This is a genomic window from Rhizobium sp. CCGE531 (assembly GCF_003627795.1).
Taxonomy (GTDB): domain Bacteria; phylum Pseudomonadota; class Alphaproteobacteria; order Rhizobiales; family Rhizobiaceae; genus Rhizobium.
Genome location: NZ_CP032684.1, coordinates 3856673 through 3880293, shown reverse-complemented (window position 1 = coordinate 3880293; position 23621 = coordinate 3856673). Strand labels below are relative to the sequence as shown.

18 protein-coding genes and 1 riboswitch are annotated in these 23621 nt (G+C 62.4%); of the genes, 6 read left to right on the top strand and 12 right to left on the bottom strand.

What is annotated here, in order from left to right; all coding sequences use genetic code 11:
• Positions 1-177: 177 nt before the first annotated feature.
• The gene (locus CCGE531_RS18850) at positions 178-1041 is read left to right on the top strand and encodes an RNA polymerase factor sigma-32 (protein WP_120666097.1); all 864 of its coding nucleotides are present in this window, start codon (positions 178-180) and stop codon (positions 1039-1041) included.
• A gap of 39 nt (positions 1042-1080) precedes the next feature.
• On the opposite strand, the gene CCGE531_RS18845 is transcribed toward CCGE531_RS18850, so the two are convergent.
• The 5 genes from CCGE531_RS18845 to CCGE531_RS18825 all read right to left on the bottom strand — a co-directional run bounded on the left by CCGE531_RS18845 (position 1081) and on the right by CCGE531_RS18825 (position 8165).
• Entirely contained in the window at positions 1081-2508 is a 1428-nt protein-coding gene (locus CCGE531_RS18845) for a M48 family metalloprotease (protein WP_120666969.1), read from the bottom strand.
• Between the two features lie 375 nt (positions 2509-2883).
• Positions 2884-3612 carry an ATP-binding cassette domain-containing protein gene (locus tag CCGE531_RS18840; RefSeq protein ID WP_120666095.1) on the bottom strand — a complete coding sequence of 243 codons (729 nt, stop codon included), beginning with the start codon at positions 3610-3612 and terminating at the stop codon, positions 2884-2886.
• Complete coding sequence (thiP, locus tag CCGE531_RS18835; RefSeq protein ID WP_120666093.1) at positions 3605-5242, bottom strand: thiamine/thiamine pyrophosphate ABC transporter permease ThiP; 1638 nt, start codon at positions 5240-5242, stop codon at positions 3605-3607. The genes CCGE531_RS18840 and thiP overlap by 8 nt, the downstream gene beginning before the upstream one ends.
• Before the next feature lie 10 nt (positions 5243-5252).
• Entirely contained in the window at positions 5253-6245 is a 993-nt protein-coding gene (gene thiB / locus CCGE531_RS18830) for a thiamine ABC transporter substrate binding subunit (protein ID WP_245459185.1), read from the bottom strand.
• A gap of 197 nt (positions 6246-6442) precedes the next feature.
• Positions 6443-6558, bottom strand: a riboswitch (TPP riboswitch).
• 71 nt (positions 6559-6629) lie between these two features.
• Entirely contained in the window at positions 6630-8165 is a 1536-nt protein-coding gene (locus CCGE531_RS18825) for an MFS transporter (RefSeq protein ID WP_120666967.1), read from the bottom strand.
• A 167-nt stretch (positions 8166-8332) separates the two neighbouring features.
• On the opposite strand from CCGE531_RS18825, the gene CCGE531_RS18820 reads away from it, so the two are divergent.
• The 5 genes from CCGE531_RS18820 (at position 8333) to CCGE531_RS18800 (ending at position 16088) form a co-directional block, all read left to right on the top strand.
• Positions 8333-8860 carry a MarR family transcriptional regulator gene (locus CCGE531_RS18820; RefSeq protein WP_120666089.1) on the top strand — a complete coding sequence of 176 codons (528 nt, stop codon included), beginning with the start codon at positions 8333-8335 and terminating at the stop codon, positions 8858-8860.
• Positions 8861-8932: 72 nt separating this feature from the next.
• Complete coding sequence (locus CCGE531_RS18815; protein ID WP_120666087.1) at positions 8933-9586, top strand: thiamine diphosphokinase; 654 nt, start codon at positions 8933-8935, stop codon at positions 9584-9586.
• Between the two features lie 2 nt (positions 9587-9588).
• Positions 9589-11418 (top strand): ABC-F family ATP-binding cassette domain-containing protein, encoded by a 1830-nt coding sequence (locus CCGE531_RS18810; protein ID WP_120666085.1) that lies wholly within the window; start codon positions 9589-9591, stop codon positions 11416-11418.
• A 321-nt stretch (positions 11419-11739) separates the two neighbouring features.
• Positions 11740-12915 carry an efflux RND transporter periplasmic adaptor subunit gene (locus tag CCGE531_RS18805; RefSeq protein ID WP_245459183.1) on the top strand — a complete coding sequence of 392 codons (1176 nt, stop codon included), beginning with the start codon at positions 11740-11742 and terminating at the stop codon, positions 12913-12915.
• Complete coding sequence (locus CCGE531_RS18800) at positions 12912-16088, top strand: multidrug efflux RND transporter permease subunit (protein WP_120666083.1); 3177 nt, start codon at positions 12912-12914, stop codon at positions 16086-16088. The genes CCGE531_RS18805 and CCGE531_RS18800 overlap by 4 nt, the downstream gene beginning before the upstream one ends.
• A gap of 5 nt (positions 16089-16093) precedes the next feature.
• On the opposite strand, the gene CCGE531_RS18795 is transcribed toward CCGE531_RS18800, so the two are convergent.
• From CCGE531_RS18795 to metA, 7 genes are all read right to left on the bottom strand, one after another.
• Positions 16094-16822: an SIS domain-containing protein gene (locus CCGE531_RS18795; protein ID WP_120666963.1), complete on the bottom strand. Its 729-nt coding sequence runs from the start codon at positions 16820-16822 to the stop codon at positions 16094-16096.
• A gap of 23 nt (positions 16823-16845) precedes the next feature.
• Complete coding sequence (gene nagA / locus CCGE531_RS18790) at positions 16846-18003, bottom strand: N-acetylglucosamine-6-phosphate deacetylase (protein WP_120666081.1); 1158 nt, start codon at positions 18001-18003, stop codon at positions 16846-16848.
• Positions 18003-19034, bottom strand: a complete 1032-nt coding sequence (locus CCGE531_RS18785) for an SIS domain-containing protein (protein ID WP_120666079.1) — start codon at positions 19032-19034, stop codon at positions 18003-18005. The genes nagA and CCGE531_RS18785 overlap by 1 nt, the downstream gene beginning before the upstream one ends.
• Complete coding sequence (locus tag CCGE531_RS18780) at positions 19031-19804, bottom strand: GntR family transcriptional regulator (protein ID WP_120666077.1); 774 nt, start codon at positions 19802-19804, stop codon at positions 19031-19033. The genes CCGE531_RS18785 and CCGE531_RS18780 overlap by 4 nt, the downstream gene beginning before the upstream one ends.
• A 236-nt stretch (positions 19805-20040) precedes the next feature.
• Positions 20041-21066, bottom strand: a complete 1026-nt coding sequence (locus CCGE531_RS18775; RefSeq protein ID WP_120666075.1) for an aldose epimerase family protein — start codon at positions 21064-21066, stop codon at positions 20041-20043.
• Between the two features lie 383 nt (positions 21067-21449).
• The gene (locus CCGE531_RS18770; protein ID WP_120666073.1) at positions 21450-22643 is read right to left on the bottom strand and encodes a VWA domain-containing protein; all 1194 of its coding nucleotides are present in this window, start codon (positions 22641-22643) and stop codon (positions 21450-21452) included.
• Positions 22644-22646: 3 nt separating this feature from the next.
• The gene (metA, locus tag CCGE531_RS18765) at positions 22647-23573 is read right to left on the bottom strand and encodes a homoserine O-succinyltransferase (protein ID WP_120666071.1); all 927 of its coding nucleotides are present in this window, start codon (positions 23571-23573) and stop codon (positions 22647-22649) included.
• Between the last annotated feature and the right edge of the window lie 48 nt (positions 23574-23621).

Genomic DNA, 23621 nt, shown 5'->3' with positions numbered 1-23621 from the left:
TTCGCTGAGATCGAACAAGACTAGTCATCGATTATCCGGTGAACCGGATATCGGTCTCCAATTTGAATTTCATTCATTGATTTCCATCCGAGCAGCGATGTTCGGAAACGATACTTGCTGCCCTTTTCGTCGACTGCGGCATTACAGACGATTTGAGGCCGAACCTAGGAGATGCGTATGACGAATATGTCTGCAGATCGACGCATGATCAAAGTTGCGATGGCTGCCCCCTATCTCGATCGCGACGAAGAGCATAATCTTGCTATACGCTGGAAGGATCACGATGATCGCGGCGCCCGCAATCAGATAGCAACCGCCCATATGCGCCTCGTCATTTCCATGGCGGGCAAATTTCGCAATTTCGGACTGCCGATGAGCGATCTCGTGCAGGAAGGCTATGTCGGTCTCCTGGAAGCGGCCGCCCGATTCGAGCCGGAACGGGAAGTTCGCTTCTCGACCTATGCAAGCTGGTGGATCCGCGCTTCGATCCAGGATTATATTCTGCGCAATTGGTCGATCGTGCGCGGTGGCACGAGTTCGGCGCAGAAGGCGTTGTTCTTCAATCTTCGCCGCCTGCGCGCCAAGCTCGCCCGCAGCAATTCAGGCGTTACCGTCCAGTCCATCCATGAGGAAATCGCGGTTGCGCTCGGCGTCAGCCTTGCCGACGTGCAGACGATGGATGCGCGCCTTTCCAGCAGCGATACGTCCCTGCAGGCGCCCTCGATATCGGGCGATTCCGAAAGCGCGGAGCGGATCGATTTTCTCATCAGCAACGAGCCGCTTCCGGACGAGCAGGTTTCCGACATGATCGACGGTGAACGCCGTCGCATATGGCTTGCCTCGGCGCTGAAGCACCTCAACGAACGCGAGATGAAGATCATCCAGGCACGCCGCCTCGTCGAGGATGGAGCGACGCTCGAGGAACTCGGCGCCGATCTCGGAATTTCCAAGGAGCGCGTGCGTCAGATCGAAAGCCGCGCGATGGACAAGCTCCGCAACGCGCTGGTGGATGCGGATCCCCGCATGGCGACCTATGCCTGAGAAGGGTCTTCTTCCGGCCGAGAGACGATAGACCGATTGCTATTCCGAAATAATCTTGACCTTGTCGCCCGGTGCAATCGTCGCCCCGGTCGGTAGGGCGTTGATCAGTTTGAACAGGTCGAGCTTGCGGTCGGTGCCCATCATGCGGGCGGCGAGCGTCGTGATCGTGTCGCCGGGCTTGACGGTGACGACGCGGACCCTGAGCGGCTTCAGCGAGGCGGCTTCGTCCGGCGTCATATGCCGGAAACTCGACCGTAGCACGTCCGCCGTCTGGTTGAGCTGAGCGATGTTCCCCTTCGGTACGGCCGTCAGGAAGCGGAAGATCTGCGTGCGGTCACGGATGACGGTGACATCGAAATCCCAACGATCGGCGGAAGCACGCGCGGTGGCGGCAGGCATGCCGTTGACGGTGATCGACCGGATCGAGGAGGGATCGAGGCCTGTCACCCAGCCGCTGGAAATATAATTCGTCAGGTTCTGGTTCTGGCTGTCGGCAACGCCGTCGAAACGAATGGCGATATCGCCCGGGCCAGTCGCCATCACGGCCTCGACCTTGTTGTCGATGCGGAAATCGGGCGGCACGTCGAAGCGGATGCCAAGGCCGCCATGCAGGAAGGTCTGGCCGCGCACATAGCCTTCCTCGGGGCTGTCGCCATAGAGCAGGCCATCGATGCCGTTCAGGTAATAATCGCGGCCGATGTCGCCGACCTTGCCTTCCTCGCCGAATTCGCGGGCATGCGCCTTGGCGAGATCGATGCGCTGCGGCGTGCTCGGGTGGCTCGAAAGGAAGTCCAGGCTCTGGTCGGCATCGGAATTGGCCGACATGAAGCGGCTGTAGTCTTCCATCGCGTTCAGGAAGCGGGTGGCGGCATAGGGATCGTAGCCCGCCTGGCCGAGTGTGCGGATGCCGATCTCGTCGGCCTGGAGTTCCTGCTGGCGCGAGAAGGCGGCGAGACGCAGCTTGCCGCGCGCGAGCGCCTGCTTGCCGGCCAGATCGCTCGACAGGACTTCCGAAACGACGCGGCTGGCGATGACTTCGGCTTCTTCGCGCTTCTGCCGCTCAATGCCGTGATTGGCTGTCACGTGCGCCATCTCGTGCGACAGCACGGCAGCGACTTCGGAAGCATCATTGGCAAGCGCCAGAAGGCCGCGGGTCACATAAAGATAGCCGCCCGGAAGCGCGAAGGCGTTGATCGAGGGCGAATTGAGAATGGTGATGCGATAGGATTGCTGCGGGTTTTCCGACACGCTGGTCAGGGCGCCGGCGATACGGGCGACAAGCCGCTCTGTCCTGGCGTCCTTGTATTCGCCGCCATAGCTTGCGAGGATGCGCGGATGCTCGCGTGCGCCCATCTGCGCGCGCGGATCGTTTTTTTGTACCTCGGAGACGATCTGCGGATTGGCGGAGGGCGAAACGCTCGGCTGGTAGGATTGGTCCATCACCGTTTGGCAGCTGTCCAGCACCATGGCAGCGACAAGGAGCGGGGCAAGGCGGCGCACACGGGCTGCGACGGTCACGCTGATCCTTCGTTCTGCTCGTTCGCTCTGCTTCAGTACCAGTGTCCCACTCATTTCGCTGCCATGCCGGCTTGGCGCCAAATCCGGTTGATCGTTACCGGGCTGCTCATCGTCGCGCGCCGATAAAGGTTGCTTGCATCCCCATCGGTCCGCATTTGCCCGGGCGGTCTCCGACCCCTGCTGTAGCCGATTTTAGCACCGGTTGCATAGCGAGACTCCGTTTAAATGTGGCGGCGTTGTATTTTAGCAAGCATTTCCCAGGACTTTCAGCCGTTCGGCGCGACGAAATTAAGGCAAAGCCGACAGCAGGATGCTGCAGCGCAATCAATGCTGCAGAAATGTGGTCAGAGCCGGAATATCGCCCGCCTTCAGGAAGGTCTCGAGGGAGGCGGCAAGCCTGATCGCGCCGCCGTCGATGAAGACGGCGTGGTCGGCAAGACGCCGCACCTCGGCCGGATCGTGCGAAACGATCAGCACCGTATTGCCGCTCTCGCGATGCAGGGCTTTCAGGAGTTCGACCATGCCGGAGCGCAGGCCGGGATCGAGGGCGGCGAAGGGTTCGTCCAGCAGCAGGATCGGCTTGTCGCGTACGAGCGCCCTTGCGAACGCGGCGCGTTGCCGTTCGCCGCCGGAGAGCGTTCCCGGCTTGCGCTTCTCGAAACCGGGCAGGCCGACGCGCGCCAAGGCCCCCGAGACCCTTTGCCGGTCCTGTGCCGAAAGCCTCAATGATGGGTTGATGCCAAGGCCGACATTGGTGAAGAGATCGAGATGGGCAAAGAGGTTGTTGTCCTGAAAGACCAGCGACACCGGTCGTTCGGCGGGATGCAGGCCGGTCACGTCCTGTCCGGCGAGCAGAATGCGGCCGCGATCGGGCTGTTCGAACCCGGCCACTAAATTGAGGAAGGTCGACTTTCCAGATCCCGACGGCCCGGCAATGGCGATGATCTTGCCCTGCGGCAACGTGCAGTCGAACCGAAAGTCATGCGTGCCGAGGCGCAGCTCGACGCCGGCCATGGCGATGCCCTGTTCCTTCATGTCGTGGCCGTCAGTCATTTCCCCTGCTTTCATGATCGCGCGTGCCTTGGCCGGCCGTGCCGGCGATGGTCAAAAGAAGGCACACCAGGCCGAGGATCAAGGCATATCCATCGGCGTCGTTCGTGCGGTAGCTGCCGAGCTTGCTGTAGACCAGCCAGGGCAGGGTCATGAGGCTATCCGAGCCGAAGAGGGCGACAGCGCCGAGATCACCAAGCGACAGCGCCATGGCGAAGGAGAGCGCGGTGAAGAACGGCTTGCGCAGACCCGGCCAATCGATCAGCCGAAGGCGGGCCATGCCGTGAAGGCCGAGGCTCGCCGCCAGCCGTTCGGTGCGGCTGACATGGATTGCATAGGCCGGCTCGACGACGCGAATGACGAAGGGCAGCGCCATCAGCGCATTGATAACAACGATGAGGATGGCGGCGAAGCGGCTGGGATCGCCTAATGGTCTCAGCGCCAGAAACCAGCCGGTTGCCAGCACGATCGGTGGGACGAGCAGAATAAGGGACGAGCTTGCGCTCAACGTGAGCGCTAGGCCGCACAGGCTGACGGTCTTGCGGCGATCCGCCGATATCACCGATCGGGCGCGAATGATGGCAAAGGATATCAAGACTGCCAGAAGGCCGGCGGCGAGCGCAATCGCCAGGCTCGTAACGGCCGCCTGCAGAAAGATCGGCTGGCCGGCGAGTTTCAGAAGGTTCGCCTCGAGCCCGGTCACCACGATGGAAGCGAGCGGCAGGCCGAGAAAGAGTGTGGCGGCAGACAGCAGAAGAGCGTCGATCCATCGGGCAGTCGTCCCTTGCCCATCGATGCGGTGGAGCGCGCGGCCGCTGGTCAGTCCGTGGTCGTCAGGCGCGCGAAACAGCGTCATGGCGCCGAGGATGAGGAGAGTGACGGCGATCTGCAGCAGCGACAGCATCACGGCGCGGCCGGGATCGAAATCGAAGCGGAGCGCCTGATAGATCGCTACCTCCAGCGTCGTTGCGGCCGGGCCGCCGCCGAGGATCAGGACCAGGGTGAAGCTGGTGGCGCAGAGCATGAAGATCAGGCCGGCGATGCCCGGAATGAGGCCTCGCAGGATGGGCCATTCGATGAAGCGAAAGACCGAGGCGGGCCGCATGCCGAGACCGCCGGCCACAAGCCAATATTCCGCCGGAACGCGCTCCAGCCCGGCCAGCATCAGCCGGCAGGCGAGCGGCATGTTGAAGAAGACATGCGCGAGCAAAATGCCGGCAAGGCCATAGATGCTGACGGGCTGCGACAGGCCGAGCGCTGCAAGCGCCTGATTGAACAATCCCTGCCGGCCCCATATGCCGAGCAGGCCGAGCGCGCCGATCAGCACGGGCAAGCCCATCGGCACGGCCATCAGCCGGAGCAGCCATAGCCGGCCGGGAAAGCGCGGCTGGCGCGCCAGGGCGCGGGCGACCGGTATGGCGAGCACTACGGAGAGCAGCGTCGAAAGCACCGCCTGCAGCAGCGTGAAGCGCAGGACGCCCAGCAGATAGGGGTCGCTCAGCGTGGTGTCGCCGCCGGATTCGATGCCGGCGGCCAAGAGGACGAGGACGGCGACCCCGACGAAGAGCACAATGCCGGCGAGGCTGAGCGCCCCGCCGGAAATGGCGCGTCTTCGTTCGGGTGCCGCGAGCATGGTCAGGGCGTCAATTGCCGCTGGTGGCTGCCAGCCATTCGTCGATCCAGGCCTTGCGGTTCTTGTCGACGTCGGCGGGGCTCATCAGGAAAGTCTTCGACGGCACGACGAGCTTGCTGAAGGCATCCGGCAGCGGCTCCGAGGTAGCAGAGACCGGCATCATCCAATTGCTTGTCGGGATGATGTCCTGGAAGCCTGAGGAGATCATGAACTTCAGGAAGTCGCGGGCGAGCTCCTTGTTCGGCGAGGACTTGATGAGGCCGGCGACTTCGATCTGGATGTAATGTCCCTCGGAGAAGGCGGCGGCCTGGTAGCGGTCGGTCTTGTCCTCGATCATGTGATAGGCCGGCGACGTCGTGTAGGAGAGCACCATCGGCGCTTCGCCCTTGGTAAAGAGGTCGTAGGCTTCCGACCAGCCGGGGGTGACGGTCAGGATACGGCCCTTGAGCTTCGCCCAGGCATCGGCTGATTTGTCGCCATAGATCGACTTGACCCAGAGCAGCAGGCCGAGGCCAGGCGTCGAGGTGCGCGGATCCTCGATGACGATCTTCTGCGAGGGATCGCCCTCGATCAGATCCTTCATGCTCTTCGGCGGGTTCTTGACCGTCTGGCTGTCGTAGATCACGGCGAAATGGCCGTAGTCGTAGGGCACGAAGACGTCATCCTTGAAATCGCCGGGGAGCTTGAGGGCCGAGGTGTCGACGCCGCTTTTATCGAAGAGGCCGGTATCCTTGGCTTCGTCGACGAGATTGGTGTCGAGGCCGAGAACGATATCGGCCTTGGTGCCCGCACCTTCCAGCTTCAGGCGGGACAGAAGGGCGACGCCATCGGTGACGCTGACATAATTGACCGTGCAGCCGCAGGTCTTTTCGAAGGCGGCCTTGACCTTGGCGCCCGGACCCCAATCGGCGGTGAAGCTCTCATAGGTGTAGATGGTCAGGGTCTTGTCGGCCGCCTCGGCGGTCTGGGCAGCAAAAAACGTTGCGCCGGCGGCAAGGGCCAGTCCGGCGAAGTATGACAATAGCGATCGGTTTTGCACGACAGCGCCTCCTCCTAGAGCCGGATGATTTTAGGTCTATCGACCTAAAATCTGAATCCGCTCTAAAATCAAATAATTAGAGCATGATGTCGCCCGAAAACCGTTTACACTTTTCGGCACCATGCTCTGGGTTTCGTCTTGAAGGGGAAAGGGCGCTATGATTTCGTCACGCGTCTAATCCCTCCGCCGGTGTTAGCCGGATCAGGTTCCGCGGGTTGGCCGGTGAAGCCTCTCAGCCAGATGTCCGGAAGGACATGAGGCACCCCGTTAGAGCGTCGGCAGATTTAGCCCTGTGACGAAGGGATGACAAGGGAAATGATTCCCTTGTCGATTGCAGGCCGGATGACCTTACTCGGCGGCCTGAGCGGCGGCGGTGCTTTCGAATTTCTTCACAGCACCGGGTAGCTGCACGTTCTTCAGCGTCAGCGCGGTCAGAAGGCCGATGAGGCAGATGCCCGCAGCCGTCATGAACAGCGGGCTGAAGGCGCTTGCATAGGCATTGGCGACGGCCTCGCGGGTCGCCTCGGGCAATGCGGCCATCATCTTCGGCGTCAGCTGCTCGATGTCGGATACGCCCGCGATGGAGACGCCGACATTGCCGAGCTTGGCGGCGATAATGGCGCCATAGATGGAGATGGCGATCGAGGCGCCGCCCATGCGCGAGAGCGTGACGGCGCCGGTCGCCGCGCCGACGTCACGGGCTGCTGCCGCGTTCTGCACGCCGATGACGGGAACCTGCTGCGCAAGGCCGATGCCGATGCCATGCAGCAGCATCAGTCCGCCGATGAAGACGATGGGCGTGCCCGCATGGACGAAGGCGAGCGAGCCAAATGCGATGGCGCTGCAGGCAGCACTCGCGATGGCAAAGGGCTTGTAGCGCCCTCTGGCCGCAATCAGCCTGCCTGCTGACAACGAGCCGCAGACGATGCCGCCGGTCAGGAGAATGAACAGCAGGCCGGCCATCGAGGGCGAAAGGCCCGTCGTCGTCTGCAGGAAGAGCGCGAAATAATTGACCATGCCGATGGCAACGGCGCCGCTGGTGATCGAGATGATCAGCAGGAGGCCGAATGTCGGGTTGCGGAACAGCGACATCGGCACGATCGGCTCGGGCGCGCGGCGCTCGATGAAAACCCAGGCGATGGCGCAGATCACGCCCAAGGCAATGATGCCGAGGCATTGCGGCGACAACAGCGATCCGAAGAGTTCGCTGCCGTCGGCGGCAAGCACGATGCTCGTCGTCGTCAGCGCAAGGAGGATTGCGCCGGCATAATCGATCTTCGGGCGGCGGGCCGGCTTGCGGTAGGGGAGCATGGTGGCAAGGCCGGCCAGCACGATAAAGCCGATCGGCACATTGACGAGGAAGATGGAGCGCCAGCCGAAGAGATCGCTCATCGTGCCGCCGAGAACGGGGCCGATGGCGCCGGAGGCCATCAGCACGAGGCTGGAATAGCTCTGGTAGCGGGCGCGCTCGCGCGGCTCGAACAGGTCGGCGTTGACGGCGAAGATCGACACGAGGATGCCGCCGCCGCCGAGGCCCTGAAGGACGCGGGCGGCGATCAGCGTGTTCATCGAAACGGCAAGGCCGCAGACGGCGGAGCCGATCGTGAAGATCGCGATCGCCGTCATCATCACATATTTGCGGCCGAAGAGATCGCCGAGCTTGCCGTAAACGGGCATGACGGCGGAGAGGGAGAGAAGATAGGCCGATCCGATCCAGCCGAAGCGTTCCAAATGCCCGAATTCGCCGACGATCGTCGGAAGCGCCGTCGAGACGATCTGGTTGTCGAGCGTTGCCATAAACATGGCAGTCATCAGAAACAGGAAGAGTATAAGCCGCCGTCTGTGATCCGCGACGAGCGGCGCGAAGGTTGTTTGCATGTCCATGGGGCAGGAAATCCGAGCTTGGCCGAAACGCTGCGCGGTCGATCGAATGCGCGGCACGCCCCGGTTTTCATACCTGATACATATGTGCCAATAGCATATAAATGTCAATGACATGTGAATGCTGTTTGCATGTTTTATTTCTTGTCCGCCTCTGGTATGGTGGAAAGATGACATCTGCGACGAATACACGTGAAGTTGAAGCTCAGGCCCTGACCGACGACGAGAATCTCCTGCGCATCGGCCATGCGATGACGCGCATGCGGCTGCTGACAGGTCGCCGCATGATCGGCAGGCTCGCCATTGAGAGCGTTGCGCCGGGGCTCGAGCTTTCGCATCTCGACGTGCTCGATGTTGTGCGGCGGGCGGAGACGACAGGCGAGGTCACCGTCGGCACCATCGCCGAGATGCTGCGCATCGATCCTTCGCGGGCGAGCCGCATCGTTGCCGACATGGTGACGCGCGGCGTGTTGCGGCGCAAGGCATCGCAGGCGGATGCGCGGCGCATCGTCGTGATACTGACCGCGCTCGGGCAGAAATTGCTGTCGGAGATCCAGGCGCAGAAATATTCCGTCATCGGCAGCATCTTCGCCGACTGGACGCCGGAGGAGATCGAGAGCTTCTCGCTGCTGTTCGATCGCTATGTCAGCGGCTACGAGCAGGTTTTCCAGGCGCGCCTCAAGGAAACGGACGACTGAACCGCCGTCGTGGCCGTTCTTGCCCATGCTGCTCTTCCCTAGGGATATGACTTTGCGCTATGGGCATGCCTCATGAGCCAGTCCACCACCTTCACCATCCTGCTCGGCGGCGAACTCCGCCTGACCGAGCGGTTGCGCGCCGCCATTTCCGGCAGCCGTTTCATCGCAGCCGATGGCGGAATGCGCCATGCGATCGCGCTCGGGGTGGAGCCTGAGCTGTGGGTCGGGGATTTCGATTCCACGCCCGCCGATTTGCAAGCTGCGTTTGCCAATGTGCCCAAGCAGCCCTATCCGGCGGCGAAGGCTGCGACCGACGGCGAGATTGCCGTCTCGGAAGCGATCGATCGCGGTGCCGTCAGGCTGATTCTCGCGGGCGCCATGGGCGGCGAACGCTCCGATCATGCCATCCAGCACCTGCTCTATGGCATCCGCCTGGCCGAGAAAGGCTTCGATGTCCTGCTGACCTCCGGTGACGAGGAGGCGGTGCCGCTGCCGCCGGGCGACCTCACACTGGCGCTGCCGGCTGGCTCGCTGTTTTCGGTTCTCGGTTTCAGCGATCTGACGGGCCTTTTCATCGATAATGCCCGCTATCCCCTGCGTGATTTCCATTTGCCCTTCGGCGCATCGCGCACCATTTCCAACGTGGCGGAAGGTGACGTGCGCTTTTCGCTCGGCAGCGGCAGGGCGATCGTTCTTGCCCGCCCTTATGATCTCAGCGGAGTCTGATCTTGGCCCCTCCCATTCTGAAACTCGACGACATCTTCCTGAGCTTTGGCGGCGCGCCACTGCTCGCCGGTGCCGCGCTGCAGGTGGAGCCGGGCGACAAGATCTGCCTTGTCGGCCGCAACGGTTCGGGCAAGTCGACACTGCTGAAGATCGCCGCCGGCTTGGTCGAAGCGCAGTCCGGCGAGGTGTTCCGCCATCCGTCTTCGACCGTGCGTTACCTCGAACAGGCCCCGGATTTTGCCGGTTACAAGACGGTTGCCGCCTATGCCGAAGCCGGTCTCGGACCGGGCGATGATCCCTATCGCGTCACCTATCTCCTCTCGCATCTCGGCCTGACTGGCGAAGAGGATCCGAACAATCTTTCGGGTGGCGAGGCGCGCCGCGCAGCTCTGGCGCGCGTTCTGGCGCCGGAACCGGATATCCTGCTGCTCGACGAGCCGACGAACCATCTGGACCTGCCGACCATCGAATGGCTGGAAGGTGAATTGCAGAAGAGCCGCAGCGCGCTCGTGCTGATCTCGCACGACCGTCGGTTCCTGGAAAAAGTCTCGACCGCGACCGTCTGGCTCGATCGCGGCACCTCGCGCCGGCTGGACAGGGGATTTGCCCATTTCGAAGCCTGGCGGGATCAGGTGCTCGAGGCGGAGGAATTGGAGCAGCACAAGCTCGGCAAGCAGATCGAGCGCGAGGAGCACTGGCTGCGCTACGGCGTAACGGCGCGGCGCAAGCGCAACATGCGCCGCCTCGGCGAATTGCAGGACATGCGTTCGCGCCATCGCGGCCATAGGGGCGCTCTGGGCACGGTGCAGGCGGCTGCCTCCGATGCGCAGGAGAGCGGCAAGCTGGTGATCGAGGCGGACAAGATCACCAAGACCTATGGCGATCGATCGATCGTCGCGCCGTTCTCGATCCGCGTGCATCGCGGCGATTGCATCGGTCTCGTCGGCCCGAACGGGGCCGGCAAGACCACGCTCCTGAAGATGCTGACCGGCCAGCTCGAGCCGGACAGCGGCACGGTGAAGCTCGGCACCAATCTGGAGATCGCGACGCTCGACCAGAAGCGCGAAGAGCTCAATTTGGAAGAGACGCTCGCCAACTACCTGACCGACGGTCGCGGCGAGAACCTGCTCGTCAATGGCGAGCAGCGGCATGTCACCGGCTACATGAAGGAGTTCCTGTTCCAGCCGGAGCAGGCGCGCACGCCGATCAGGAACCTCTCCGGCGGCGAGCGCGCCCGGCTGATGCTGGCGCGCATCCTGTCGCGGCCGACCAATCTCCTGATCCTCGACGAACCGACGAACGACCTCGACATCGAGACGCTCGACCTGCTGCAGGAAATCGTTTCCGGTTTTTCCGGCACTGTCATCCTCGTCAGCCACGACCGCGATTTCCTCGATCGCACCGTGACCTCGACGATCGCGCCCGCCAATCCGGAAGAGCCGGACGGGCGCTGGATCGAATATGCCGGCGGCTATTCCGACATGCTGGCCCAGCGCAAGGGCGCGATCGAAGAGCGCAAGCGGGCGGAAAAGGCGGCCGAGAAGCCGAAATCGGCGGAAACTGCGCCATCCGCCGCCGATGCCTCGAAAGGCAAGGCCAAGCTGTCCTACAAGCAGAAATTCGCGCTGGAAAACCTGCCGAAGGACATGGTCAAGGCGGAAGCGGAAATCGCTGCCCGCGAGCAGAAGATGGCCGATCCGAACCTCTTTTCCAAGGATCCCGCAACCTTCAACCGCCTTGCGGCGGAGATGGAAAAACTGCGGGAACGCCTGATCGGTATGGAGGAGGAGTGGCTCGAGCTCGAAATGCTGCGCGAGGAGCTGGAGGGCTGATCACCTCGGCCAGCTCATCTTATGGGCGTCCTTCGACATAATAAAAACAAACGGTTGCGTTTGGTCGCGGCCGCTTCATTCCCTGTTGTCCAATTCGATAAACCGTTTATACATTAACGCGTGACGCCGGCCGCAAGGGCTGGATGATACCCGGGCCCACGCGGCCCGTGGCGCATGTTGGGAAAGTCCGAAGAGACCTGATTGGATTGCGCCTGATGGCGACGGGTTCTTCGCGGAAAGTTGCAGACAAATTTTGTGAGCGCTTACCGTGATAACGGCGCCTCTTGCCGTATGCGGTTTTTCGAGGGGGGCTTCATGCCGATGCTGCCGCGTGTCGTTTTATTCAGCTGTGTTCTTGCCGTTTTCTCAGGCGCCCAGGCGCTGGCACAGGGTGCGCCGCCGGCCCCGCCGGTGACGGTCGCCAAGCCTATCGTTCGCGATGTCGTCGACAGCGACGAGTTCATCGGGCGCTTCCAAGCGGTCGATGAAGTTTCCGTGCGCTCGCGGGTGGGCGGCTATCTGCAGGAAGTGCATTTCCAGGATGGCACCATGGTTAAGCAGGGCGACCTGCTTTTCGTCATCGACCAGCGGCCGTTCATTACGACGCTGAACGAATCCACGGCGTCGCTGGAGGTGGCGAAATCGTCGCTGACGCTCGCTGACGCGCAATTCAAGCGGACGGAATCCCTGTCGACGACGGGTAGCCAGTCGGCATCCACGCTGGATGATCGCCGACGCGACCTTCTCTCTGCGCAGGCGAATGTGCGCGGCGCGCAGGCAGCCGTCGACCGTGCCAATCTTGACATGGATTTCACCAAGATCACCGCGCCGCTCAGCGGCCGGATCGACCGGCGGCTGATTTCGGTCGGCAACCTCGTGCAGGCCGACCAGACTGTGCTGACGACCATCGTCTCGCTCGATCCCATCGATTTCTATTTCGATGTCGACGAACGCCGGCTGCTTTCCTACGCCGATGAGGCTCGCAAGAACGGCAGCGCCCTGCAGCAGGGTGGCGGCGGGCTCGACGTGACCGTGACGATTGCCGATCAGCGGCAGAAGCCGTTCAAGGGCAAGCTCGATTTCGCCGAAAACCGCGTCGACAACGAGACGGGCACGATCCGCGTCCGCGCCAGATTCCCGAATCCCGATCTTACCCTTCAGCCCGGTCTCTTCGGACGTGTTCAGGTGCAGGGTTCCAACAGCTATAAGGCGATCCTGGTTCCCGATGAAGCCATCGGCTCGGACCAGAACCAGCGCGTCGTCTATGTCGCGGATACCGCCGGCAATATTACGCCGAAATCGGTGCGCCTCGGGCCGAAGCTCTACGGCTATCGCGTCATCCGTGACGGCATGACCGGCGACGAGACGATCGTCGTCAATGGGCTGATGCGCATCCGGCCCGGCGTCAAGGTGACGCCGCAGCTGATCGAGCTGCCGCAGCAGGCGACGAATGACGAGCCGCCGGCTCAGGCCGATATACAGGGGACGAACCAATGAGGTTTTCCCATTTCTTCGTCGATCGGCCGATTTTCGCATCGGTTCTATCCATCGTGCTGCTGATCGTCGGCGGCATCGCCTATTTCCAGCTGCCGGTGGCGCAGTATCCCGAGGTTGCACCTCCCACAATCGTAATTCGCACCTCCTATCCCGGCGCCGACGCACAGACCATCGCCGATACGGTGGCAACGCCGATCGAACAGGAAGTCAACGGCGTCGAGGACATGCTTTATATGTCCTCCTATTCCAGTGCCGATGGCTCCATGTCGCTGACGATCACGTTCAAGCTCGGCACCGATCTCGACAAGGCGCAGGTGCTGGTGCAGAACCGCGTCGCCATTGCCGAGCCGCGCCTGCCCGACGAGGTCAGGCGCATCGGCATCACGACGGTCAAGAGCTCGCCCGACCTGATGATGGTCGTCCATCTTCTCTCCCCGAACAATCGCTACGACCAGCTCTACATCTCCAACTATGCGCGCACGCGCATCCGCGACATTCTCGTTCGTCTGGACGGGGTCGGTGATGTGCAGCTCTTCGGCGAGCGGCAATATTCGCTGCGCATCTGGCTCGATCCGGAAAAGCTCGCGGCCTACGGCATGACCGCCGGCGATATCGTGCAGGCGCTCCGGGACCAGAACGTGCAGGTTTCGGGCGGCGCGATCGGTGGGCCGCCGGTTTCGGGCACCAATGCCTTCCAATATACGGTGACGACGCAAGGGCGCTTCTCCGACGCGCGGCAATTCCGCTACGTCATCGTCAAGGCGACGGGCAATGGCCGCCTCGTGCAGCTGCAGGATGTCGCCCGTATCGAGCTCGGCGCACAGGACTACGTCACCAACAGCTATCTGAACGGCAGCCCGGCGGTCGCGCTCGGTGTGTTCGCTCGGCCCGGCACCAACGCGCTTGCCGCCGCCGCCGATATCCAGAAGACGATGGAGAGCCTGGCGCAGGATTTCCCGCAGGGGCTCGAATATCGCATCATCTATAACCCGACCGAGTTCATCGCCGAATCGATCCACGAGGTCTACAAGACCATCTTCGAGGCGGCGATTCTCGTCGCCATCGTCGTGCTGGTCTTCCTGCAGTCGTGGCGGACGGCGATCATCCCGATCGTCGCCATCCCCGTCTCGCTGATCGGCACCTTCGCCTTTCTGCTGGCTTTCGGCTTCTCGCTGAACATGCTGACGCTGTTCGGCCTCGTGCTTGCGATCGGCATTGTTGTCGACGATGCGATCGTGGTGGTGGAGAATGTCGAGCGCAATCTCGCGCTCGGCATGACGCCGAAGGAGGCGTCGCATGTGACGATGAACGAGGTGGGCACCGCTGTCCTGGCAATCTCGCTGGTGCTGATTGCCGTCTTCGTGCCGACTGCTTTCATTCCCGGCATTTCCGGACAGTTCTACCGGCAGTTCGCGGTGACGATCTCGGTCGCGACGGCGATTTCCTGCCTGAACTCGCTGACACTCTCGCCTGCGATCGCCGCGATCGTGCTACGCCCGCACAGCCACGAGAAATCCAACAATATCTTCGCGCGGTTCGGCCGTGCTATGGGCGACGGGTTCAACCGGGGTTTCGAGCGGATGAGCCGCGGATATTCCTGGATCGTCCGCCATCTCGTGACCACATGGGTGGCGCTGGCCTGCACGCTTCTCGTCTTCGCCGGGCTACTCGCCGGCACATGGTACATGGGTCGGATCGTGCCGCAGGGCTTCGTTCCCACAATGGACCAGGGCTATGCGATCGTCGTCGTCCAATTGCCTGACGGGGCCTCGCTCGCGCGCACCAATGCGGTCATCCAGAAGGCGACCGGCATCATCAACAAGACGCCTGGTATCGCCAATGCCGTCGCCTTCGCCGGCTTCAACGGCGCGACCTTCACCAATGCCTCGAATTCGGGCGTCATCTTCACGCCGTTCAAGCCGTTCGAGGAGCGGTTGAAGAGCGGCGATACGGCCACCAAGATCATCGGCCAACTCTTCGGCAGCCTGCAGGGCCTCCAGGAAGCCTTCATCATCGCCATTCCGCCGCCGTCGATCCGCGGCGTCGGCAATTCCGGCGGCTTCAAGATGCAGATCATGGACCGGGAAAATCCGGATATGCGCCGCATCCTGCCGCTCGCTTACCAGATGATGGGCGCTGCCGCGCAGAACAAGGGCGTCAGCGGCGTCTTCACCACCTTCTCCGCCAACAGCCCGCAATATTTCCTGGCAATCGATCGCGACAAGGCGCGGGCGCTCAACGTGCCGATCCCGAATATCTTCGAGACCCTGTCGATCAATCTTGGCACGTCCTACGTCAACGACTTCAACGCCTTCGGCCGCGTCTATCAGGTGCGGGCGCAGGCCGATCAGCAGTATCGCATGGATCGCGAGGACATTTTGGCGCTGAAGGTCCGTTCGGCGACCGGGGCGCTGGTGCCGCTCGGCACGCTGGTCGATATCCGGGATACGACCGGGCCGACACTCGTGCAGCGCTACAATATGTATGTCTCGGTTCCTCTCCAGGGTAATCCGGGGCCGGGGATTTCCACCGGCTCGGCCCTCGACATCATGGAGGGGTTGGCGAAGAACCTCTTGCCTTCGGGCACGACATTCGAATGGACGGAACTCGCCTATCAGGAGAAGCATACCGGCAATACGGCGATCTATATCTTCGCCCTGTCGGTCATCTTCGTCTTCCTCGCTTTGTCGGCGCAGTATGAAAGCTGGGTCCTGCCGCTTGCGATCATCCTCATCGTGCCGCTGGCGGTTCTGGCGGCGCTGATCGGCGTGTATCTGCGAGGGATGGATAACAACATCCTGACGCAGATCGGGCTGATCGTGCTGATCGGTCTTGCGGCCAAGAACGCGATTTTGATCGTGGAATTTGCACGGCAGGCGCAGCTCGAGGGAAAGAGTGCCGTCGAAGCGGCGATCGAGGCCAGCCATCTGCGCCTGCGTCCGATCCTGATGACGGCCTTCGCCTTCATCTTCGGTGTCGTGCCGCTGATGATCGCCACCGGCCCGGGCGCGGAAATGCGCCAGTCGCTCGGCACGGCGGTCTTTTCCGGAATGCTCGGCGTGACGCTGTTCGGCCTGTTCCTGACGCCTGTCTTCTACGTCGTCCTGCGCCGGCGGCGCCGACAGGCGGAGGCTGCGGCAGAAGAGTCATCAGCCTCCGATGCAGCCCAATAAACCGATCAGAGATGCGGATTGCGCGGCCGGTATTTCCTGACCAGCCGCTGATTGGTTTCCTTGGCGCCCGGCATGTTGGCGCTGAGGTAGACCGGCGCATCGCCATCCTTACTGAGTTCGGCGGCGACATCGGCGAAGATGGCGTTCAGCACGGTGGCGCCGACCGCCGTCGATGCCGGGCCGACCTTCAGGCCGGTGCCCGGCAGGTCGATCATGGCGTCGCCCGGCGGCAGGCCATTATCCAGCACGATCTCGGCGATATCGGCGAGTTTCCTGCGCCCGTTGGCAATCGCGGCAGAATAGGCGAGCGAGGTGATGGCGATCACGGTAGCGCCGATTTCGCGGCCATAGTCCGCCGCCTCAAGCGGCGCGGCGTTGACGCCCGAGTTGGAGGCGATGATCAGCACATCACCCGGCTGCATGCCGTAACGCTCGAAGACCGGGCGGATAAGGCCTTCGGTACGCTCATAGACTGAGCTGATGACGGCGCCTTCATGCAGCATGGCGGATCCCACAAGCACGGGGATGGTGAAGGCTAGACCACCGGCGCGATAATGCACCTCTTCCGCCAGCATGTGCGAATGGCCGGTGCCGAAGACGTAGACGCGGCGATCGGCGCGCGCGGCCGCGCAAATGGCGGCGGAAGCCCGGGACATGGGTTCGGCCAGCGCCTCGCGCAGGATTTCCAGCCGGCCGATGAGGGCGGAGAAATAGCTGTCCGTGACTGCGGTCATGCCGAACGTCCCTGTATGCTGTGTCAAGCCGAAGGTTGACCCGAGATCCATGTTTCCGTGACTTCGATGCCGTCGCTGATGTGAACGAGATCGGCGCGCATTCCCGGTGTGAGGTGGCCGCGATCCGCCAGTCGCAGGAAGCGGGCGGGATAGGAGGTCGCCATGCGCAAGGCTTCCGCCAGCGGCAGCTCGAGGATATTGACGCCATAGCGGATGGTGGAGGCCATATCGACATCCGAGCCCGCCAGCGTGCCGTCGTCAAGCGTCAGCTTGGAGCAATATCCGCCCTTGGTGCGATAGACCGTGCGGCCGTTCAGCGTGAAGCTCGGAAGATCGGTGCCGACGAGCGACATGGCATCGGTGACGAAGAACAGCCGGCCTTCGCCGCGCTTGGCACGCAGCGCAACCCTAAGCGCGATCGGCTCGACATGATGGCCGTCGGCAATGATGCCGCACCAGGGGGCGGGATGGTCGATCGCCGCGCCGACGAGACCGGGTGCGCGATGACCCATCTGGCTCATGGCGTTGAAAAGATGGGTGACGCCGCGCGCACCGGCATCGAAACGCGCATTGGCCGCTTCCGCCGTGCAATCGCTGTGGCCGATGCTGACGATGACGCCGCCTTCGCTGAGCGCCTGCACCTGCCGCTCGGTGACCTGCTCGGCCGCGATCGTGACCAGCAGCGTGCCGATCGCCTCGCGGGCGCGGATGAAGGTTCTAACGTCGCTGTCCTCGACGGGGCGCATCAGCTCGGCCAGATGCGCGCCCTTGCGGGCCGGCGCCAGGTGCGGACCTTCCAGATGCAGGCCGGCGACGCCGCGATTGGCCTTGACGGCCTCGATGGCCGCTTCGATCGCCGCTGTCGTCGCGGCTGCGACATCGGTGATGAGGGTCGTCAGCAGCGATGTCGTGCCGTAGGGGCGATGTCCCGCGGCGATCATATACATGGATTCGGGCGAGGGCTCATCGTTCAGCATGCGGCCGCCGCCGCCGTTCACCTGCGCATCGATGAAGCCTGGGGAAAGGACGCCGCCATCGAGGCCGATCGTTTCGGCATTCTCGGGCACGTCGTTGACGGCGGTGATGGCATGAATGCGGCCATTGCCGACGACAAGCGCGCTGTCTTCATGAAAACGGTCGCCATCGAAGATGCGGGCGCCGGTAAAGACCTTGTAGTCCATCACATGGTCTCCGTTACCTTAAGAAGATTAGCCGGCTTATCCGGATCGAAACCCTTGCGCCGCGTTACGGCCTCGACGAGGCGATAGTAGCACAGCAGCGACACCAGCGGGTCGAGCAGGCCGTTGCCGGTGCTCGGCATGCGCAGATTGATGCCGGCAAGCGGCGCGGTCGAGAAGGAGACGGCGGTCGCGCCGAGCTTCTGCAGGCGCTCCAGCGCCTGCGCATTGTTGGCGAAGGCGGCATCGTCGGGAGAGAAGGCGACGATCGGGAAGCCCGGCTGTACGAGGCGCATCGGACCATGCATGAGTTCGGCCAGCGAGAAGGCTTCCGCATGCAGGCCGGCGGTTTCCTTCGCCTTCAGGGCCGCTTCGAGCGCAATGGCGAAGGCGGGGCCGCGGCCGCCGGTATAGAGCGAGGAGGCATTGAACAGCACGTCTTCGGCAGCCTTGCCGTCGATGCCTGATGTCGCCGCAAGTGCTTCCGGCAGCTTCGCGAGGCCGGCAGACAGCGCCTTGTCCTGCGAAATCGTCGCGGTGACGCCGGCGAGCGCGGCGACGGAAGCGATGAAGGATTTCGTGGCCGCAACGCTCTTTTCCGGGCCGGCATTGAGGTGAAGCACGATATCGGCTTCCCTGGCGAGCGGACTGTCGGTGACGTTGACGACGGCGATCGTAGTTGCGCCGCCCTTCTTGGCGGCGGTCTGCAGCGCGATGATGTCGGGGCTGCCGCCGGATTGGGAAACCGTGAAGTGGATGCCGCCCTTCAGGTGAAGCGGCGCACCATAGACCGAGGCGATCGACGGGCCGACGGAGGCGACCGGGATGCCGCAGGAGATTTCAAAGAGATATTTGAAGAAGGTCGCCGCATGGTCGGAAGAGCCGCGCGCCGCCGTCGTGATCAGCGACGGGCGCCCCGAGGCGAAGAGCTTCGCGATCTCGGCAAAAGCAGGCTTTTCCTTCTCAAGCAGGGTTGCGACCACCTCCGGCGATTGTCCGGCTTCCGTCAGCATCAGGGATTGGGTCTCGCTCATTGGTCATCTCCAATTCTCAATTCAGCAACAAAATCATAGGCATCGCCGCGATAATGCGAACGTGTGTATTCAACGACGCGCTGGTCTGCGAGGCGGGAGACGCGTTCGATCAGCAGCGCCGGCGCCCCCGCCTTGACCGTCAGGATCGACGCGGAGGTGGGGTCGAGCGTCACCGCGGTCAGCCTCTGCTGGGCGCGCACGGGCTTGAAGCCCCTGGCGGCCAGCGCATCATAGAGCGATCCTTCGGATATGGCTTCTTCGCCCAGGAATTTGATGGGAACGACGGCGCGCTCGATGGCAAGCGGCTGGCCGTCGGCAAGGCGCAATCGGTCGAGCCGCAGCACGGGCTCGTCGAGGCCGAGGCCGAGGAGGAATGATTCTTCCGGGGCCGGTGCGCTGACGGTGCGCTGGAGGATGCGCGCTGCCGGTTCGCGGCCGCGCGAGCGCATATCGGCGGAAAAGGAAGAGAGGCGCCAGAGCGGCTGCTCAATGCGCTCGACATGCTGCGAGACGAAGGTGCCGCTGCCGTGACGGGATTCGATGACGCCCGATGTGAGCAGGTCACGATAGGCAGTTCGTACGGTAACGCGGCCGATCTGCAGGGCGCCGGCGAGATCGCGCTCGCCCGGCAGCGCCGTACCTGGTTTCAGCAGCCCTTCCTGGATGAGGCCGGTCAGCGCCTGCGCCAGGCGCTTATAAAGTGGTCCGTTCCCGGTTCCCTCGCCGAGGCCGCGATTGTTCAATTCGGCGATCAAACTGGTTCTATCCATGGTGTTTATTTAGAACCTATTTAGAACCAATTCACAAGGTGAATCTGTTCGCGTCGCAAAAAAATCGGCCGGGCGCTTTGGACGCCCGGCCGATTCTCAAGAGAGCAGGACGTGGCCCAGAGCGAATTCAGATTTTAGGTCTGTTCGGCCTAAAATCTGAATTCGCTCTGGAATCAAGGAAGTAGAGCATGATGTCGTCCGAAAACCGTTTACACTTTTCGGCATCATGCTCGGCCTCAGTTCTTGGTGAAGATATAGTCCGTTTCCTGCCGCAATACCTCGCCCGGGCGGAGCACGGCATTGGGGAAGCCTTCATGGTTGATGGCATCGGGCCAGATCTGCGTTTCCAGACAGAAGCCGGCGAACGGGCCGATCTTGCGGCCGTCATGGCCGGGAACCGGCACGTCGAGCTTGAAGCCGGCATAGAATTGCACGCCGGGCTCGGTGGTGCGCACCTCGAGCGACACGCCGGAATTGACGCTGCGGGCAAGCACGACGGAGCGTTTGGCGGTGCGCTCGCTCGACAGGCAGAAATTGTGATCGTAAAGCGCCTGCTCGCTTCCTTCAAAACGCTTCATCGGCGCCATCTCGCGGAAATCGAAGACCGTGCCTTCCACTGAGCGGATTTCGCCTGTCGGTATCTGCTTCTCATCCGTCGGCGTATAATGGTCGGCGGCGATCATGATGTCGTGGCCGAGCGCATCGTCGCGGCCGTCGAGGTTGAAATAGGCATGCTGGCAGACATTGGCGAGCGTCGGCTGGTCGGTGGTCGATTCGTAGGTCACCGAGAGTTCGCCATTGCCATGCACCCGATAGGTCGCGTGGATGGTGCAATTGCCGGGATAGCCGGCGCGGCCATCGGGATCGACGATCTTCAGGACAACGCGGTCGGTATCATACTCCACGATCGTCCAGTTGCGCTTGGCGATATTGTCCTTGCCGCCGTGCAGATGCGTGACACCCTTCTCGTTGAGCTCGAGCTGGTAGTCCTTGCCGTCAAGCGTGAAGCGGCCGGCGCCGATGCGATTGGCACAGCGGCCGGGCGTGGCGCCGAAATAGGAGGAGTGGGCGGGATAGTCGACGAAATTGTCGAAGCCGAGCAGAAGCGCCGGCTCGTGGCCGTCAAGGCGAAGATCCTGGATGACCGCGCCCCAGGACATGATATGCGCCGTCAGGCCACCGCCTGATATCTTGACGCGATAGACGGTCTCCCCATCGGCCGTCGTCCCAAAAATTTCCCGCTGCAAAGTGCTTTCCGTCATATCAGCTCATCCACTCCCTATCGAAATGCGAGGCCAGACCCTGCCCCCATTCGCGCCGTTCCGCAACCGATTCAATGGCGAAATTTAGAGGCATGGGGCTGCCGATCAAGCCTCGGCTCAGCCTCATGGTTCCCAGACTGCGCCGGGAGTATGCAATGGGTAAGACAGAGCGGCTGGTTTTCGTAACGGCCCCTCACCCTAGCCCTCTCCCCGCTCGCGGGGAGAGGGGATGACCGTGGCAGACGGTTGCACTTTGGTTCGTAAAGAGACCGCTGTAGAGCCCCTCTCCCCGCGAGCAGGGAGAGGGTTGGGGTGAGGGGCCAGGCACGAAGGTTCAGCAAGACAGTGCACGCCCGATTATTACGAATTCCAGATCACAACACTCAGCGCGACAATTCCCGCGTCGCCTTTTCCAGGCCGCCAAGCGTCAGCGGATACATGCGGTCGGTCATCAGGCGGCGGACGATGGAGATGGAGGCCGTGTGGCCCCAATAGCTCTCCGGCACGGGGTTGATCCAGATGCATTTGCGGAAATGGCCGGTCATGCGGGCAAGCCAGGCTTCGCCGGCCTCCTTGTTCCAATGCTCCACCGAGCCGCCCGGGTGGGTGATTTCGTAGGGGCTCATCGACGCATCGCCGACGAAGACGATGCGGTAGTCGGGGCCGAAGGTGCGGATCAGGTCCGTCGTCGCCGTGATGTCCACCCGCCGGCGGCGATTGTCCTTCCACACGCCCTCGTAGAGGCAGTTGTGAAAGTAGAAATACTCCATGTGCCGGAACTCTGATCGAGCGGCGGAGAAGAGTTCCTCGACAACACGGATATGGTCGTCCATCGAGCCGCCGACATCGAAGAACATCAATAGCTTGACGGCGTTGCGGCGTTCCGGCCGGGTCTGGACGTCGAGATAGCCATGTTCGGCGGTGGAGCGGATGGTACCGGAAAGGTCCAGCTCTTCGGCCGCACCCTCGCGCACCCAGCGGCGCAGGCGCTTCAGCGCCACCTTGATGTTGCGGGTGCCGAGCTCGACGCCGTCGTCGAGATTCTTGAAGTCGCGGCGATCCCAGACCTTGACCGCGCGGCGATGACGCGAGGTTTCCTGGCCGATGCGCACGCCCTCGGGATTGTAGCCATGGGCGCCGAAGGGCGAGGTTCCGGCCGTGCCGATCCATTTCGAGCCGCCCTGGTGGCGGCCCTTCTGCTCGGCCAGCCGTTCGCGCAACGTCTCCATCAGCTTGTCGAAGCCGCCGAGCGCCTCGATCTGCCGTCTTTCCTCTTCTGTCAGATGCCGCTCGGCGAGCTTGCGCAGCCATTCGTCGGGAATGGCGGTCGGCTCAACCGCTTCTCCATCGGCATTGCCGCCGATCGCTTCCACGCCGCGAAAATAGTCGGCGAAGATCTGGTCGAAGCGATCGATGAAGCGCTCGTCCTTGATCAGCGTCGTGCGCGCCAGATAGTAGAAGGCTTCGACGTCATAATCGGCAATCCCTTCTTCCATCCCTTCGAGCAGCGACAGGAATTCCCGGAGCGTGACCGGAACCTTCGCTTCCTTCAGTTTCAGGAAGAAGGGAATGAACAAGCCTCAAGTCCTTTCTTGGCCGATCTCCTCCAGATCATACGGCGTGGTCTGGTAGATCTCGTTGATCCAGTTGCCGAAGAACAGGTGCGCGTGGCTGCGCCACCGGTTCTGCGGGGCAGTCTCCGGGTCGTTGTGCGGGAAGTAGTTGTGCGGCATCTTGATCGGCACGCCCGCATTCACATCCCGGAAATACTCGTCCGCCAGCGAGGTGGAATCATACTCCACGTGATTGAACATGTAGAGCCGGTTGCAGGCCTGTTCGTGCACGAGGCAGACGCCCATCTCGCTCGAATCCATCAGGATCTGCAGGCCGGGCACTTTTTCGATATCGGCGCGCTTCACTTCCGTCCAGCGTGAGACGGGAATGGCGAAATCGTCGGAAAAGCCGTTGAGATAGACGGAAGAGGGCTTCAGGTTCTGGTGGCGATAGACGCCGAATGCCTTCTCCGTCAGCGTGTATTTCGGCACTTTGTGGAAATGATAGGCGGCCGCCATCGCGCCCCAGCAGACGTTCAGCGTCGAATGGACGTTGGTGGCCGTCCAGTCGAAGATCTGCTGCATCTCGTCCCAGTAGGTGACATCTTCGTATTCGAGCAGCTCGATCGGCGCGCCCGTTATGATGAAGCCGTCGAACTTGCGGTGCTTCACCTCTTCCCACGTCTCGTAGAAGGCAAGGAGATGCTCCTCGGAGGTGTTCTTGGCCTTGTGCGCGCCGATGCGCACCAGCGAAAACTCCACCTGCAGCGGCGATGCGCCGACTAGGCGCGCCATCTGGACCTCGGTCTTGATCTTGTTCGGCATGAGGTTGAGAAGCCCGATCTGAAGGGGGCGGATATCCTGACGGAACGCCACCGTTTCGGTCATCACCCGCACGCCCTCGGTTTGGAGGGTTTCAAATGCGGGCAGTGTATCGGGAATCCTGATGGGCATTGTTTCACTCGCCAAATACAAAAAAACCGGCCGCGATCATGAATCGCT